This window comes from Rhizobacter sp. P2_D12, assembly GCF_056404395.1.
The window spans coordinates 1-15,654 of record NZ_JBFUEB010000023.1 but is presented as its reverse complement, the minus strand read 5'-3'; the positions used below and the strand labels follow the sequence as shown (position 1 = coordinate 15,654).

Genomic DNA, 15,654 nt, shown 5'->3' with positions numbered 1-15,654 from the left:
CGCTCAGCTGCGCTTGGCCAGCTGCTGTGCCGCGGTCAACGTGGCAAGGTGGGCGTCGAGGCGCTCCCGGGCCGGCTGCAGCGGGTCGCCCGGCAGGCCGTCGCCGGTGTTCTCGCGACGCTGGATCCCTTCGGTGCCCGGCTCGCGCGCCGCAGGACGCATGGCGGCATCGGCGCGCGGCACGTCGACGCGCGCCGGCGCCAGCACCGGCGGGGGTGGCACGGACCGTTGGGCCTGCGGCCGGGAGGGTGGCCGTGCCGGCGGGGGCTCTTGGGGAGCTTGCCGGAGAGGCTGTCGTGGCGAGACCGGCCGCGCCACGGCGCGCGGCGCCTCACGCTGCGGCTGCACGCTGGCATGGCCTTCGAGAAACGCCTGCCGGATGCTCGCCGGTGGCCGGGATGGCGGGCGACCCGCCGGCGGCACGGGCGCAGCCGGTGGCGCGGGCTGCGGCTCAGCCCGCGGCACGGGGGGTTCATGGCCCGACCCTCGCCCCGGCGGTGCTGCATCGCGGCCTGCGGCGTGGGGCACCGCGGCGACGGCGCTCTCGACCGGCGGCTGCACGGCCACCACCGGTGCGACCGGGTCCCGCTTCGCGTGGCGCGTGGGCTGGGGAGGTGCCTCGACAGGCACCATGACCGGCGCCATGTCCGGCAGGTCGACGGACAGCACCTCCAACGCCGCGCGCAGGCCCTGCTCGAACGCCTCGCGCACCGTGACGGACACCGAGGCGACCTGGGCCGGCATCGGCCGCGCGGGAGGAGGCCGGACCGGCGTTGGCGTTGGCGTTGGCGTTGGCGTCGGCGTCGGCGTCGGCGTCGGCGCTTCAGCCGGGGCGGCCGCCGGTGCGAGCCGCGGCGCCACGCCGTGCACCGGCCGCACGATCGCGCGTTGCGGCTGCAGGATCGCCTCGACCTCCACCTCCGGCAGGTCCCCTTGCATCAGGCGAGATGCCTGCACCACCATGCGCGGCGGTGCGACGACAGGCAGCGGCAGCCGCAGCACGTCTTCGCTGCACGGCACGGCGCCGGCCGGCATCGCGTGCCCGGCATCGCGCTCGCGTGCCGCCTCGCGCAGGTGGCGCACGCGCGCCTGCTCGACCCGTTCGGCCTCGCGGCGGGCCTCGTCGCGCCGATGCGGATCGTGCGAAACCTGCGTCATGCCAAGGGCTCCAGGTCGGCCACGAAGTCGGTCGGCTGGTCCTCGCGCACGTGGTAGTCGTGCAGCACCGCCATCACGTTGACCTCGGCACCCGGCGCGGTCAACACCATGTAGTGCACCGGCTCCTTGTCGCTGGCGCGCCGCACCGGGATGCGGCGGAAGCCGATGCGCAACAGGCCGCGCAACGAGCGGGTGTTGTCGCGATACACCGAGGTCAGGATGCAGTCGACGCCATGCGACAGCGCGAACTCGCACAGCAGCCGGCCCGCCTGCGCCGCGAAGCCGCGGCCCTGGTGGTCGACGCCGATCCAGAAGTAGAAGAAGCCGGCACGCTCCCAGCGGTACAGCCCGGTGTGCCCGACGAAGCCGTGCTCGGCGTGCATCACCGCATAGTCTTCGCGCGCCGGCTCCTTGCGCCGCTCGTCGACCCATTGCACCGCAGTGCGCCCGGCATCGATCGGATCGAAGCCCGACATCACCGCGATCTGCGGATCGCGGAACTGGTGCCCGAGCGCCGGCGCATGGCTCGCGTCCAGCGGCTCCAGCGCCAGGCCGCCCTGGCTGCGCCCGATGCAGCGGCGCCAGTCGCCGTCCCAGTCGTCCAGCCGCGTCCGCAACCGCGTGTGCACGTCGCGCGCCAGCGCATCGCGCGGGTCGCAGTCGAGCGCGGCCCGCGCATGGCGCATCCCGGCCTCCAGCTCGCCGGTGCAGGCCTCGCACCACGCGAGCTGCGCCAGGTCGTGCGCCAGCGGACCCTGCACCGACAGGCCGCGCAGCCAGGCACGCCGTGCCAGCCCCCATTCGGCGATGCGCATCGCCGACAGCGCGACGTCGCGGAACAGCGGCGGCCCCTGCGGCGACGGCAGGTGCTGGCCCCAGACGCAGCGCAGCGCCTCGGCCCAGGCCTCGCGGTCGACGCCGGTGCGGCCCAGCCAGCGCTGGTGCAGCTCGGGACAGGCCGCGCCGAACACGCGCGGATCGTGCTGCGCGCGCCGCAGCACCACCAGCGCGGCGGATTCGCCGGCTTCGCGCAAGGCACAGCGCATCACGCGAGCCAGCGCCGCGCCATCGCCGCAGTCGCCGCGCGCGAGCGGCGCGACCCAGCGCTCCAGCACCGCGCGCGACGTGCCGGGACCGCCGGCGATCGCCTGCACCACCTGGCCGTCGCCGATGCCGCGTTGCCACACGAGCACGTCCTGCTCGGCCAGGTGGGCCGCCAGCAGGCTGAAGTCGAGCGGCAGCAGGCGCTCGCGCCGGTAGTCGGCCAGCACGCTGTCGAACCCGCCCAGGCGCACGCCGCGCTCGCTGACGAAACCGCGCGCGCTGGCCAGCACCAGGTGGCCGGCCGGGCACAGCGCCGCCACCTGCGCCAGCTGCTCGATCGCGCCGAGCGGCAGGCACACCGGGGCGCTGTTCAGGCCCGCCACGTGGCGCTGCACCAGGCGGCGCTGCGCCGGCGTCAGCGTGGCCTCGTCCATCGGCTGCCAGGCGGTGTCTTCGGCAGCGTCGCGCGCACCGACCAGGTCCTGCGGGTCGGCCTCGAGCAGGCGGCCATAGTGCGTCGCCAGCAGGCGCTGCGGCAGGTGGCGAAAGCGCTCGTGGGCCAGCACCACCACCGGGTTGGCGCAGGCCCACGGCTGCGGCTCGCCCGCCGCCAGCAGGACGGGCGCCGCACCGCCGGCCGGCCACAGCATCGGCACCAGCAGGCCGGCATCGAGCAGGCTGCCCAGCTCCGGCTCGGCGTGCCAGGCCCGCGCCGCGTGCGCGTCCTCGACGCAGGCCAGGTAGCGCAGCCGCGGCTCGAAGCCGAGGCGCCAGCGCATGCGCTGCAACAGCGCCTGCAGCATCAGCCGGGCCGGCCCGCCGTCGCCAGGCATCCAGTCGACGACGTCCAGCGGCGCCTGCAGGTCGATGCGGCCGTCGCGCCGCAGGTCGTCCCAGTGCGCGACGATCAGTTCGGCCCAGGCCGCCGCCATCAGCGTGTCGAAGGCCGGCGGCGTGTGGCTGCGCGGGGCCAGGCGGCGGGCCGGAGCGAGGCCGGCGGCAGGAGCATGCAGGGTGATGGCCATGGTCTTCCTCAGCGGCTGGCGGCCGGAACGCCGGCCGCCGCCGATTGCACGATGCGCGGCGTGATCAGGAACATGCGCTCGCGCTTCTGGATGTCGCCGGTCTTCTTGCTGAAGAGGGCGCCGATGAGCGGCAGGTCGCGCAGCCCCGGCACGCCGTCGTGCTGGGTCGCGTCGCGCTCGGAGTTGAAGCCGGCCACCAGCAGGCTCTGGTTCTCGCCCATCACCGCCTGCGTGCCGATGGTGCTGCGGCTCACCGTCGGCATGTTGCCGATCATCGTGCTCTGGATCGCACCATCCTCGATGTCGACCGTCAGGTGGATCGCCTGCCGGCCCTCGGCCGTCACGATCACGTGCGGCGTCACGCGCAGCGTCACGCCCACCGTCACCGGCACGACGCTGGCGACGCGCTCGCCGGTCAGCTGGATGTAGAAGGTCTGCGACATGTCGATCACCTGACCACCCTCTTCAGCGTGATGGCCGACATGGCGGCGGGCGTGCTGAAGGCCATCAGCGATACCTGCAAGAGTTCGGTCCAGAAGCTATGACGGCGCGCTGAGCCACAGCAGCGCCTCGAGGCCGCCGAGCCCGCGCGGCTGCCCACGGCCGCCGGCCTCCCACTGCGCCAGCGCGCCGTGCTGGTCCGCCGTGGCCGACTCGCCGAACAGCTCGAGGTAGCGGCGCAGCACCTGGGTCGCATGGCGCATGTCGCCGCGGGCATGGTGCAGCCGCGCATCGACCAGCATGCCGGCCGGGCTCTGCACGCGCCAGGCGCCGAGCGGCGCGACGCGCGCAGCCGCCTCGGCCACCTGGCCGCGGTCGAGGTGGATCCAGGCCGCCCCCAGGCTGGCCTGCGCGTGCGCCTGCGACGGCAGGCAGCGGTGCAGCAGGTAGTCCAGCCGCCGCAGCGCCGTCCCCGACCCGGCGTTCAGCGCGTGCTCGCGCCAGGCCAGGGCCAGTTCGAGCCAGGCATGCAGGCGGCGGTCGAGGCAAGCCGGCGGCGTCGCGAGCAGCGGCTCGCACAGCGCCTGCAGCTCGTCATGGCGGCGCGCGGCCAGCAGCACCAGCAGGCGCTCCTGCACGCAGGCGGCGGCCAGCACCGGGTTCTTGCGGGCGGCGTGGCGGGCCTGCGCGATGCAGGCCAGCGCCTCGTCATGGCGCCCCGCCAGCCGCAGCAGCGTCGCGCGGCAGCGCGACTCGCGCGCCACCTCCATCACCACCGAGCGGTCGTCCAGGCCGTCCAGCGCCGCCAGCAGCTCGGCCAGCGCACCCGCCTGCCGGCACGCGATCAGGGCCGCGGCGGCGGCCATCGCCGCGCGCCCCTGGATCGGCTGCGTGCCAGACAGCCGCGCGCAGCGCAGCGCCTCCACGCCTGCCGACCTCGCCTCGCGCAGCTGGCCGAGCTGCAGCTTGGCCTGCGACAGCCCGTACAGCGGCACCGCGCGCGCCGATTCGTGCAGCGCCTGCGCGACCGACAGCCCCATCGCGTGGTGCCGCGTGGCCGCCACCCAGTCCTGCTCGAAGGCGGCGATGTGCCCCAGCGCGGCATAGGCATCGCGCAGCAGCACGCGGTTGCCGCTGGTCTCGGCACAGTGGATGGTCTGCGACATCATCGCGCGCGCACCCTCGCCCATGCCGGCAGCCGTCTGCCGTGCGCACATCACGGTGGCGCGCAGCTGCAGCTCGGCCAGGCCGGCCGCGCCCGCGCGCTCGGCGGCCTCGCGTGCCATCCGCGCTGCGCCCGCCATCTGCCCGTGCTGTTCGAGCAGCGGCGCGCGCAGCAGCCGTGCTTCGAGCTGCAGGTGCAGGCTGCCGCGGTCGGCGGCATGCTGCTCCAGCTGCTGCAAGGCGGTGGTCGCATGGGGCCGGCCGAGCAGCAGCGCCACCCGCGCCGATTCGAGCAGCACCTCGTCGCGCTGCACGCCGGCGTCGTGCAGCAGGTCGAGCAGGTGTTCGGCGCCGACCAGGTCGTCGTCGCGCACCTTGCACAGCGCGCGCCGCAGCGCCTCGTCGAGGAACGCGTCGCCCAGGTCGACCGGCATCGCCGCGGCCACCGCCTCGTCGATCACCAGCCACTGGGCGATGCGCGCCGCCGCATGCCCGGCCACGTCCGCGACGTCGTCGCCGACCACGGTCGACTCGTGCAGCACGCCCTCTGCGGCATGCAGCGCGAAATGCAGCACGCAGCTGCCCTGGTCGCAGGTGAGCCGCCCGGCCCAGGCAAAGCGCGTGCCCAGCGCGGCGCTGACGGTGCGGGCGCATTCGGCCGCCGGCGCGCCGTCCGGCACGCGCTGCAGCGCGACGAGCACGTCCTGCACCGTCGCGAGGCCGGTCAGCCCGCGCTGCCGCAGCCCGGTCGCGACCAGCGATGGCAGGCCCAGCTCGGCCCAGGCCAGCAATGCATCGCCGGTGCGGTTGTGCACCGGCAGCAAGGCCAGTTGCAGCGCGGCCGGCGCCGCCGCGAAGCAGTCCCCCGGTGCCGCTTCGGCGGGCACGGCCGGCGGCAGCGCGACCGCCTCGCCGGCGAAGCGGTAGCCCACGCGCGGCAGCGTCTGGATCAGGTGCTGCGCCTCGGCGTCGCGCGGCTCGACGTCGCACAGCGCCTGCCGCAGCCGCATCAGGATGCGTGCCACGACGCCCTCGGTGACCCGCTGCCCGGGCCAGCAGCGCGCCAGCAGTTCGGCGCGCGTGACGACGCGGTCGTGGTGGCGCACCAGGTGCAGCAGCACGTCGAAGGCGCGCCGCGTCAGCTGCACCGGCCGGCCGCGGCGCGTGACCATGCGCTGCGCGAGGTCGAGTTCGCAGTCGCCGAAACGCCAGCCGGCGATGTCGGTGTCGGGCGGGTCAGGCGCCATGGGCCTGGCCGGCCGGCGCCGCGGCGGGTGCGGCCAGCTCATGCTGGCTGGGCAGGTGGCGGACATCCGCATCGCCGGCAGCAGGCACGCCGTCGCAGCGCGCCTCGACACGCTGCGCGGGCGGGTAGCCGCCGGCCCGCGCGGCCTGCATGAACGGTGCGATGCCGGCGAGCAGCGACCGCGCCGCGGCTGGATCGCCGGCATCGAGCATCAGCCAGGCCGCGTCGAGCACGGCATCGGCACGGGCCAGCGACGGCGGGGTTTCATGCAGGCTGTCGTGCAGCAGCGCGAGCGCGTCGGTCCGCCGGCCTTCGGCGCAGGCAACCAGCGCACGCAGGTGCAGGCTGGCCCCACGCATCGGCCGCTGCAGGCGGCCGCCGGCGCGCGCGCGCAGTTCGTGGCACAGGTCGAGCGCCTCTTCGAGCAGGCCCAGGCACACCAGCACGCGGATGCGCAGCATGCACAGGTGGAACGCCAGGCTCGGGCTGCCGGCCATCCCCTGCTCGGCGCGGTCGAGCGCTGCGATGCAGGCCGGCAGGCGCCCGCGGCGCGCCAGCACGAACGCCTCGGCCAGCTCGGTGGCACCGGGGATCGCGCCCTGGCCGCGCATCTGCGCCAGCACGGCGTCCGCGTGCGACAGCTCGGACGGGGGCGCGCCGCCGAAGCGCAGGCTGCAGACGCCGCACAGGCCGATGGCCGACGGGTTGCCCGACAGCAGGGCGCGCTGGAAGGCGCGCACGAAGAAGCCGGCGGCCTGCGCGAAGCGGCCGGCATCGCGCAGGCAGTGGCCGACGTGCGTCAGCGAATACGCGGCACCGGCATTCAGGCCGACCTGTTCGTTCAGCCGGGCCGCCTGCTCGAAGGCCTTCAGCGCCGCTTCCGGCTGTGCGCGGCAGACGGCGATGCGTCCGCGGATGTCCAGGGCCTGCGCCGTGGCAACCTGGTTGCCCAGCCGCTCGGCGAGCCGCTCGACGCGGTCCAGCATCCAGCTGGCGACACCCGGGTTGCCGAGGCAGGTGAGCGTCTCGCCACTGGCCAGCAGCAGATGCAGTTCCAGCTCGGCATCGTCGGCGCAGGCCTCGGCCCGGCGCAGGCCGTCGACCAGCAGGCGTTCGGCCTCGAGGAAGTCGCCCTCGGCATGGCGGTGGCGGGCCAGCAGGTGCACGGCGCGCAGTTCGAGGCCGGTGCGCCCCGCCAGCCTCGATTGCGCCAGCGCCGCCTGCAGCACCGGCACCGCCCGCGGATCGCGCAGCCCGACGAGGCAGCGCGCGTAGTCGAGCTGCAGCGCCGCATCCTGCGGCCGGTGGTCGAGCGCCACCCTCAGCAAGCGCGCGGCGCCGGCCCAGCGCTCTTCGTGCATCGCCTTCATCGCACGCGCCTGCGCGGCATCGGCGAAGCGCGCGTCGGGCGACGCCAGCGCACCCGGCGGGCCGGCCGCGCCGCCCGGTGCCGCCAGCCGCGCGGCGACAAGCCGTGCCAGCTGGTGCGACAGCTGGACCGGATCCGGCCCCTGCAGCGCGCCCTGCAGCCCCTGCAGGCGCGGCCCGCAGGCACGGTAGGCGAGGCTCAGCCCCGCCGGCGCCGCCTGCGACAGCGCGGCCTGCACGACATCGACGGCCCCGAGGGCGGTGGCCAGCCGGGCCGCGGCCKCATCGAGCTGCAGGCCGGGATCGTGCGTGCCGACGACGGCCAGCAGCTCGCCCACCGGCACCGCGCAGCCCTCGCCGCCGAGCGCCGCGATCAGGTCGCGCGTGGTCGCCATCAGCCCCAGGTCGACCCAGGCCAGGTCGGGCCGGCCGGTGTCGTCGCGAAACGGCAGCACCCCGACGCGGGCGCCTGCCGCGGCCGCCGGCGATGGCGCGCCGGTGGCCGACCCGTCCAGCACCTCGACGTCGGCGACGAAGCGGTAGCCGACGCGGTGCAAGGTGCGTATGACCGGGGGCTCCAGCTTGTCGCCGATCAGCCGGCGGGCTTTCATGATCGTGTGCGTCAGCACGCCGTCGGTGACGACGCGGCCGCCCCACACGGTGGCCAGCAGTTCATCCTTCGTGACGACGCGGTCGCGGTGCGCCAGCAGCATCACGAGCATGTCGAAGACCTTGGGCTCGACGCTGAGGCTGCGGCCGGCGTGGACGAGCGTGCGCGTCGAGACGTTGACCTCGTTCTCTCCGAACCTGAACCGCACGGTGGTGCTCAAGGACGCGATGCTCGCTGGCTGTTGGCTGGCTCCTCAGGGGTTGTAGCGGCGAATCGTCGAGAAACTGTGGATGCGGATGTGTCAGGGCCCGGCCGGGCGCCAGGTGATGCTGCCGGCGTGCTCGTCGGCCGCGGCCAGCCCGTCGCCGCGCAGCTTCAGCAGGTGGGCCGTCAGCGAGCGCAGCGCGATCGGCAGCAGGCGCGGGTCGACGTCGTCGTAGACCGCCGGCAGCAAGGCCTCGGCGGTGGCGGGGCCGGCGGTCTGCAGCGCCTGCCGCACCTTGGCCTCGCGCTTCAGGCGGTGCGCGACCAGCGCATCGAAGACGCGCACCGGCTGCGCCATCAGGAAGCCGTGGCCCGGCGCCAGCCAGTCGACCGGTTCGTCGCGCAGCGCCTGCAGCGACGTGAGGTAGGCCGCCATGTCGCCATCGGGCGGGTTGATGACGACGGTGGACGACTGCATCACGTGGTCGCCGGTGAACAGCAGGCGCTCCTCCTCGAGCAGGAAGCACAGGTGGTTGGAGGCGTGCCCCGGCGTGTGGATCACCCGCAGCGTCGCGCCGTCGAGCCTGCAGCGCTCGCCGTGCTGCAGCTCGCGCTGCGGCGCGAAGTGCGGATCCTGCCGATCGGGGTGCAGCGGCCGGCGGCCCAGCACCGCAGCCCCGGTGCGCGCCTGCAGCGGCACGGCGGCCGGCGAATGGTCGCTGTGGGTGTGGGTCGCGAAGATCCAGCGGATGGCGCCCGGCGCCGCGGCGAGCAGCGCGTCGACGTGCGCCGCGTCGGCCGGGCCGGGATCGATGACCGCCCATTCGTTGCGCGCCCCGCCGCCGACCAGGTAGCTGTTGGTGCCGGGGCCGGTCATCACGCCGGCATTCGGCGCGGTGACGCGGATGACGCGCGGCGACAGGCGCACCGGCACGCCGGCGCGGATGTCGTGGCGCGCGAGGCCCTGGCCCGTGGGATCGAGCCGGCCGATCTCTTCCCAGGCCGGCTCGTGCGGCAGCACCGGCCGCTCGCCGGACGGGCCCTGCGCGGTGCGCGGCAGCGTGCGCGGGATCTCGCGCGGGCGGCGTGCCGCGTCGAGCGCGGCCTGCGCCGAATCGAAGGCCGAGAGCCACTGCAGCGTGGCCCGGGTCGGGCCCATCAGCTTCAGCGCATCGCCTTGTGCCAGCGCCTCGGCCGCGCCGAGCCAGCGGTGGTCCAGCATCTCGCGGCCATCGTGGCGCGCGCGCTGGCCGGCCGGCGCAAGCGCGACGAAGAAGCGCGTGTCGAAGCGCTTCGCGCGGCCGAGCGGCGTCACCCAATGGCTCAGGTAGGCAATGCGGTCGACCGCGAAGCGCAGCCCGGTGTCGCGGCAGAAATCGGCCAGCGTGCGCTCGCCGCGGTGCAGGCGCTCGCGCCAGCCGTCCCAGGGCGCGTTGTCGCCAGCGGGCAGCGGTTGCGCGAACAGCAGGCCGCTTTCCTCGAAGCATTCGCGCAGCGCCGCCACGTGGAAGCCGAGGCCGCCTTGCGGCACGCCGAGCAGGGCGCTGGCCTGCGCGTCGTCGAGCCCGCTGCAGCAGGCCTGCGCGACGCGGTCTTGCGGGTCGACGACGCCGCCGGGAAAGACCCAGGCGCCACTGGTGTGGTCGCGGGTCTCGGGGCGCTGCATCAGCAGCACCTGCGGCCCGCCCGCGGCGTCGCGCAGCACCACCAGCGTGGCCGCGTCGCGCGGCGGGCGCTCCTGCGGCATCAGAGCCGCTCGATGAGCGCCATCGCCCCGGCGGGCGCACGTTCCTTCGCGCCGTTGATGAAGTACAGGAACACGTCGCGCGGCTGGCCCGCTGCCGGCGCGGGCTCGACGCGCGGCAGGCCGCTCGGCTCGTCGCCGCCCGCCCAGCAATGCGCGCACGCGGCCAGGGCATCCAGCACCTTCGGCTCGTAGCCGGTCGTCACGCTCGCCTGCGAGCGCATCAGCCGCGCATAGAAGAAGTCGCCGGTCAGGTCGGCAAACGACGGGTAGTCGTCCGAATCGGTGAAGACCGTCGCCACCTTGTGCGCACGTGCGAGCTGCAGGTAGCCGGGCGTCTTGAAGCTGTCGTGCCGCACGTCCATCACGTGGCGCAGCGCGATGCCGTCGACCTGGCCGGGCAGCAGCTTCAGGAAGGCACCGAAGTCGTCCGGGTCGAAGCGCTTGGTCGGCGCGAACTGCCAGACGATCGGGCCGAGCTTGTCGCCCAGCTCGGCCAGCCCGCTGCCGATGAAGCGCTGCACCGATTCGCCCGCCTCGGCCAGCACGCGCCGGTTGGTGCAGAAGCGCGAGGCCTTCAGCGAGAACATGAAGCCGTCCGGCGTCTCGTCGCGCCACTTGGCGAAGCTGGCCGGCTTCATCGTGCTGTAGTAGGTGCCGTTGACCTCGATCGCCGTCAGCCGGCGGCTCGCGTATTCGAGCTCGCGCGCGTGCGGCCAGCCCTTGGGGAAGAAGTTGTCGCGCCAGGGCTCGAAGGTCCAGCCCCCGATGCCGACACGGATGCGCTTGTCTGTCGCCACGGACGTGCTCCCAGGAATGAGAGCGCGATCATCTCCGCAAACGTGGCAGGGCGCCAGATGCCGGCGCCGTGCCCCTTACACGCGGTGCAACTGCCCGCCTTCCCACTTCACGCGGTCGCCGACGCGCAGGTCGTCGATGCGCTGGAARTCGTAGCTCTGCACGCTGCCGTTGTCGAAGCGCACGCTGACGCGGTAGACCTCGTCGTCGCGGCGGTTGTGCCGCTCGATCTGGTTGCCCACCACGCCGCCGGCGACCGCGCCGACGCCAGTGGCGGCGACGCGGCCGGTGCCGGCCCCGATCTGGTTGCCGACCACCGCCCCGAGGACGGCGCCCAGCACCGCGCCGCCACCCGAGGTGCGGCCTTGCACCGACACGACCTCGATGTCGCGCACGCGACCGTACTCGCCGTGGACCGGGGCGGCCACCGGCGCGTCATTGACGACGCGGCGCTCTTCGCGCGGCGCCGAACCGCAGGCGCACAGCGCGGTGGCGATGGCGATCGAACACAGGGAGATCAACGGACGGGCGATCATGATCGGCTCCTGTTGTTGCACAGCAGGCTTTGATCGTGCGCCGCCGGCCCCTGCGCGCGAATCGGCGGCCGTCCTGCGCCGCGGTCGGCGTGCAGCGCGCCGGCGTGTAGGACCACGGCCTGTCGACATCAGCCACCCTTGAACGCCTTGCGGTACTGCGATGGCGAGATCGACAGCCGCGCCATGAACCACTGGCGCAGCGACAGCGCCGAGCCGAAGCCCGCCTCGGCGGCAATCGCCTCCAGCGGCTGGCTGCTGGTCTCCAGCAAGCGCTGCGCACGCGCGAGGCGCTGGTTCTGCAGCCACTGCAGCACGGTGGTGCCTGTGGCCTCGCGGAAGCGGCGCGTGAAGCTGCGCCGGCTCATCGCCGCGCGCGCCGCCAGCGTGTCCAGGCTGTGCGGCTGGTCCAGGCGCGCGAGCACCCACGACATCACGGCCGCCAGCCGCTGGTCGGCCCCGCCGCGCGGCAGCGGCTGCTCGATGTACTGCGCCTGCCCGCCCTGCCGGTGCGGCGCCACCACCATGCGGCGCGCGACGCGCGCGGCCACCTCGGCGCCGGCCAGGCCGCGCAGCAGGTGCAGGCAGCAGTCGATGCCGGCGGCCGTGCCGGCCGACGTGAGCACGTCGCCGTCGTCGACGTACAGCACGTCGGGCCGCACGTCGATCTGCGGGAATCGGCGCGCGAACTCGCCCGCCAGGTGCCAGTGCGTGGTGGCGGGGCGGCCGTCCAGCAGCCCGGCCTCGGCGAGCACGAAGGCGCCCAGGCACAGGCCGACGATGCGGGCACCGCGCGCATGGGCCCGGCGCAGCGCCTGCAGCAGGGCCGGCGGCACCGGTTCGGCGGTGTCGCGCCACGACGGCACGATCACGGTGTGCGCGCGCGACAGCGCCGCCAGGCCGCGCGTCGCCGCGATCGTGAAGCCGGCGGTCGTCGCGAGCGGGCCGGGCTCGCTGGCGCACACCTGCAGCTCGAAGGCCGGCACGCCGGCTCCGGCCATGTCGGGGCCGAACACCATGCAGGGCACGGACAGGTGGAAGGGGCTGATGCCGTCGAACGCGACGACGGCGACGCGGTGCGGGCGAGGCATGGCCCGATCTTATCGAAAGCTGGCATTCGGGCCACTGTCGCACGACCCGGCCCGGCGCAAGAATCCATCCCGTCAACCCAGGAGAACCCGCCATGCCCACCCCGCCCCGCCGTGCCCTCGTCGTCATCGACGTGCAGAACGAATACGTCACCGGCAAGCTGCCGATCGAGCACCCGCCGGTGTCGCAAAGCCTTGCCCGGATCGGCCGCGCGATGGATGCGGCGCGTGCCGCCGGCGTGCCGGTGGTGGTGGTCCAGCACGGCGAGGCTGCCGCAGCGCCGCTGTTCGCGGCCGGCTCGCCCGGCTGGGCGCTGCACGAGGTGGTGGCGAGCCGCCCGCGCGAGCACCTGATCGAGAAAGGCCGGCCGAGCGTCTTCGCCGGCACCGACTTCGCCGACTGGCTGGCGCGGCACGAGATCGACACGCTGGCCATCACCGGCTACATGACGCAGAACTGCAATGCGTCGACCATCCTCGAGGCGGCACACCGCGGCTTCGCGGTCGAGTTCCTGGCCGATGCGACCGGTGCGGTGCCCTATGCCAATGCGGCCGGCAGCGCCAGCGCCGAGGAGATCCACCGCGTGTTCAGCGTCGTCTTCCACAGCCGCTTCGCCGCGGTGACGTCGACCGCCGACTGGGTGGCCGCGGTGCAGGCCGGCGCGCCGATCGCGCGCGACAGCATCCCGGCCTCGGTCAATCGAGCGGTCGCCGCCACACGGCGATGAGCGCCTTGAACTTGGTCCAGGTCGACAGCCGCTCGTCGGACAGCGCGTCCAGGAAATCCGACAGGCCCTTCGACTTGGCCATCGTGTAGAAGGTCAGCACCGTCGTCAGCACGAAGACGACGCCGAACATCCACAGCTTGCGTGGCAGCGGCGCGTCTGCCTCGGCCAGCAGGTTCATGCCGAGGAAGCCGGTGGTGACGGTGCCGATCAGCCCGAGGATCGTGACCACCGTCAGCCGCACGACGGTGTTGGCCTGGCGGCGCAGGCTGTCGGCGTCGAGGTAGCCGTTCATGTCGGCGATGCGCTCCTTGACCTCGGCGTACAGGCTGTCCAGCCCGAGGTGGGTCGAGCACATCCGGAACAGCGCCCGCACCTGGGCCTGGTCGGACACCTGGTGGAACCAGTAGCGGTGCGTGAAGCGCAGGAAGGATTCGAAGCTCGCGCGGATCGCGCGCTTGAAGCGGCGCACGCTGGCCGGGTTGCCGATGTCCAGCTGCTTCAGCGCCTCGACCAGCACGTCGGAGAACATCAGCAGCGACGCCTTCTGGAAGTGTGCGATCAGGAACAGCATGAAGTGCTGGTGGCGGAACTGCGCCAGCACGCCGCGGTCGCGGCAGTTGTAGAACACCGAGCGCGCATCGCCGACGACGATCAGCGAATGGCCGCTGCACAGGTAGCGCGTGCGCGGCGCGAGGCCCGCGTCGACCCAGAAGCGGTCGTAGCAGAAGCGCTGCTCGAAATCGGACAGGTGGGCTTGCGCGAACGGCAGCGCCGTCTCGGCCTCGCTGCCGCCGATCACCAGGCCCAGGCGGATGAAGTCGCCGCGCGTCAGGCTGGCCGGGTCGTCGACCGCCAGGTAGCCCATCACGGGCATGCGGTGGTATTCGATCTGGCGGTAGCGCAGCAGCCCGGGCTCGTCGGAATGGTCGCTGACCAGCGGCTGCAGCATGAAGGCCCAGTGCGACGCGATGCGCGGCGCGCGGTGCTCGCTGACGTGGGCCAGGAAGGCGTCGCGCACCTGCGAATCGGAACGCGCCAGCACCGCCCCCTCGGCCCCCAGCCATTCGACGCCGTGCATGCCGTGCAGCGGCGCGCCATCGGCGTCCCAGCCGGCGGGATAGCCGCGGCCGAAGCGGTAGAGCAGGTCCTGCGCCTGGGCCAGCGTCAGGTCGCTGGCCGCGACCTCGAGGTTCAGCATCACGACGTCGATGTCGTAGAAGAAGTACAAGTCGGCGTGGACGATCTCGAGCGTGAGCGGCACGGCACCGGCATGCGCCGTCACGCGCACCGCCTTCACGTCGTGGCGGCGGAACACGCGCATCGGCGAACCGGCATCGCCCTGGCCGGCCCCGCGCCGCGCGCGCCCTTCGCCATAAAGAAAGCGCTGCACGTAGGGCAGGAAGCTGACGAACTCGTTGTAGTGCCGCTCGTGGAAGCGCGTGGCGTCGCCGGTGAACTCGTCGACCTCCTCGCGCCACGGCGAGCCGGGCAGGTTGCGCAGCAGCTCCCAGGGCTTGCTGCCGCGCGCCGCGCCTTCGGGCGGCACCAGGCGCAGCGGCCACAGCAGGATCTGGCGCAGGTGGCGCACCGGCTGCGTCGCGGCCGTCAGCGCGCGGGCCGGCGCGGTGTCGAGCTGCACGCGGTCCATCGCCAGGCCCTCAGCGCAGCGTCCAGGCGGCCCCGGCGACCAGCGCCGCGAGCAACACCCCGCAGGCGCCCGCCAGCAGCTTGCTGCGCAGGCGCAGCACCTCGATCGCGGCCACCACCTGGGCGTTGTGTTCGGCCAGCGATTCGAGCAGCGCGGCGCTGGCCTGCTGCTGCTCGGCCAGGCGCGCGACCGTGGCCTCGAGCTGCTCGATGCGGTCCTGTGGCGACGCGGCATCGGAAGCCGGCGGCGCGCTGTCGGCCTGCGTGCGGGTGAAGATCTTGCGGGCGCCCTTGACGAGGCCGGGCGCGGCCTCGATCACGTCACCCCAGGGGATGACCTTGAGTGCGCTGATCCAGCTGATGGCCACGGGCCGACTCCTCGCAAGCCGCGCCGCGGCGGCAACGCCCGAGTGTAAGCACAGCCGGTGGCCGGCGCTCAGACGCGTCGGATCTGGTTGCCGTCGACGCGGACCCGGTCGCCGACCTGCAGGCCGCTGCTGCCCGACTGCTCGAAGCTGCGCTGCTGGCCGTTGTCCAGCGTCACGTGCACGCGGTAGCCGACGACCTTCTCGGAGCGATTCTTCTCGACCTTGTTGCCGACCACCGCGCCACCGACGGCGCCGGCGACCGTCGCGACGTCGCGGCCGGTGCCGCTGCCGATCTGGTGGCCCAGCACGCCGCCAAGCACGCCGCCCGCGACCGCACCGACGCCGGTCGGCTTCGAGGTGGCGGTGATGGGCTCGATGCTGCTGACCTGGCCCAGGCGGTCACTCGGCACGGGCGCCGGCGCGGGCACCGCACGCACCGGGGCGGGGGCCGGCGCCGGCACGGCCCGCACCGGCGCGGGGGCCTGCAC

13 protein-coding genes are annotated in these 15,654 nt (G+C 74.1%); 1 reads left to right on the top strand and 12 read right to left on the bottom strand.

What is annotated here, in order from left to right; genetic code table 11:
* Nucleotides 1-3: 3 nt before the first annotated feature.
* The 9 genes from AC1DYN_RS10280 to AC1DYN_RS10240 form a co-directional block, all read right to left on the bottom strand.
* Entirely contained in the window at nucleotides 4-1,158 is a 1,155-nt protein-coding gene (locus tag AC1DYN_RS10280) for a hypothetical protein (RefSeq protein WP_477959036.1), read from the bottom strand.
* Nucleotides 1,155-3,227 (bottom strand): GNAT family N-acetyltransferase, encoded by a 2,073-nt coding sequence (locus AC1DYN_RS10275; RefSeq protein WP_477959035.1) that lies wholly within the window; start codon nucleotides 3,225-3,227, stop codon nucleotides 1,155-1,157. Before AC1DYN_RS10275 ends, AC1DYN_RS10280 begins: the two co-directional genes overlap by 4 nt.
* Before the next feature lie 8 nt (nucleotides 3,228-3,235).
* Complete coding sequence (locus AC1DYN_RS10270; protein ID WP_477959034.1) at nucleotides 3,236-3,670, bottom strand: secretin GspD/PilQ domain-containing protein; 435 nt, start codon at nucleotides 3,668-3,670, stop codon at nucleotides 3,236-3,238.
* 96 nt (nucleotides 3,671-3,766) lie between these two features.
* Nucleotides 3,767-6,079, bottom strand: coding sequence for a winged helix-turn-helix domain-containing protein (locus AC1DYN_RS10265; RefSeq protein WP_477959033.1), 2,313 nt, complete (start codon nucleotides 6,077-6,079; stop codon nucleotides 3,767-3,769).
* Entirely contained in the window at nucleotides 6,069-8,276 is a 2,208-nt protein-coding gene (locus AC1DYN_RS10260; protein ID WP_477959032.1) for a winged helix-turn-helix domain-containing protein, read from the bottom strand. The genes AC1DYN_RS10265 and AC1DYN_RS10260 overlap by 11 nt, the downstream gene beginning before the upstream one ends.
* An 81-nt stretch (nucleotides 8,277-8,357) precedes the next feature.
* On the bottom strand, nucleotides 8,358-10,007 hold the full coding sequence (locus tag AC1DYN_RS10255; RefSeq protein ID WP_477959031.1) for an MBL fold metallo-hydrolase: 1,650 nt from the start codon (nucleotides 10,005-10,007) through the stop codon (nucleotides 8,358-8,360).
* On the bottom strand, nucleotides 10,007-10,804 hold the full coding sequence (locus tag AC1DYN_RS10250; RefSeq protein ID WP_477959030.1) for a DUF72 domain-containing protein: 798 nt from the start codon (nucleotides 10,802-10,804) through the stop codon (nucleotides 10,007-10,009). Before AC1DYN_RS10250 ends, AC1DYN_RS10255 begins: the two co-directional genes overlap by 1 nt.
* A 75-nt stretch (nucleotides 10,805-10,879) precedes the next feature.
* Nucleotides 10,880-11,338: a glycine zipper 2TM domain-containing protein gene (locus tag AC1DYN_RS10245; protein ID WP_477959029.1), complete on the bottom strand. Its 459-nt coding sequence runs from the start codon at nucleotides 11,336-11,338 to the stop codon at nucleotides 10,880-10,882.
* Between the two features lie 128 nt (nucleotides 11,339-11,466).
* Complete coding sequence (locus tag AC1DYN_RS10240; RefSeq protein WP_477959028.1) at nucleotides 11,467-12,426, bottom strand: helix-turn-helix domain-containing protein; 960 nt, start codon at nucleotides 12,424-12,426, stop codon at nucleotides 11,467-11,469.
* Between the two features lie 92 nt (nucleotides 12,427-12,518).
* Between AC1DYN_RS10240 and AC1DYN_RS10235 the strand changes: the two genes are divergently transcribed.
* Entirely contained in the window at nucleotides 12,519-13,151 is a 633-nt protein-coding gene (locus AC1DYN_RS10235; protein WP_477959027.1) for a cysteine hydrolase family protein, read from the top strand.
* Here AC1DYN_RS10235 and AC1DYN_RS10230 read toward each other — a convergent pair.
* From AC1DYN_RS10230 to AC1DYN_RS10220, 3 genes are all read right to left on the bottom strand, one after another.
* Nucleotides 13,120-14,799: a hypothetical protein gene (locus tag AC1DYN_RS10230; RefSeq protein WP_477959026.1), complete on the bottom strand. Its 1,680-nt coding sequence runs from the start codon at nucleotides 14,797-14,799 to the stop codon at nucleotides 13,120-13,122. The genes AC1DYN_RS10235 and AC1DYN_RS10230 overlap by 32 nt on opposite strands.
* Before the next feature lie 10 nt (nucleotides 14,800-14,809).
* Entirely contained in the window at nucleotides 14,810-15,166 is a 357-nt protein-coding gene (locus AC1DYN_RS10225) for a hypothetical protein (protein ID WP_477959025.1), read from the bottom strand.
* 68 nt (nucleotides 15,167-15,234) lie between these two features.
* The coding region (locus AC1DYN_RS10220; protein WP_477959024.1) for a glycine zipper 2TM domain-containing protein at nucleotides 15,235-15,654 on the bottom strand (420 nt) is incomplete at its 5' end.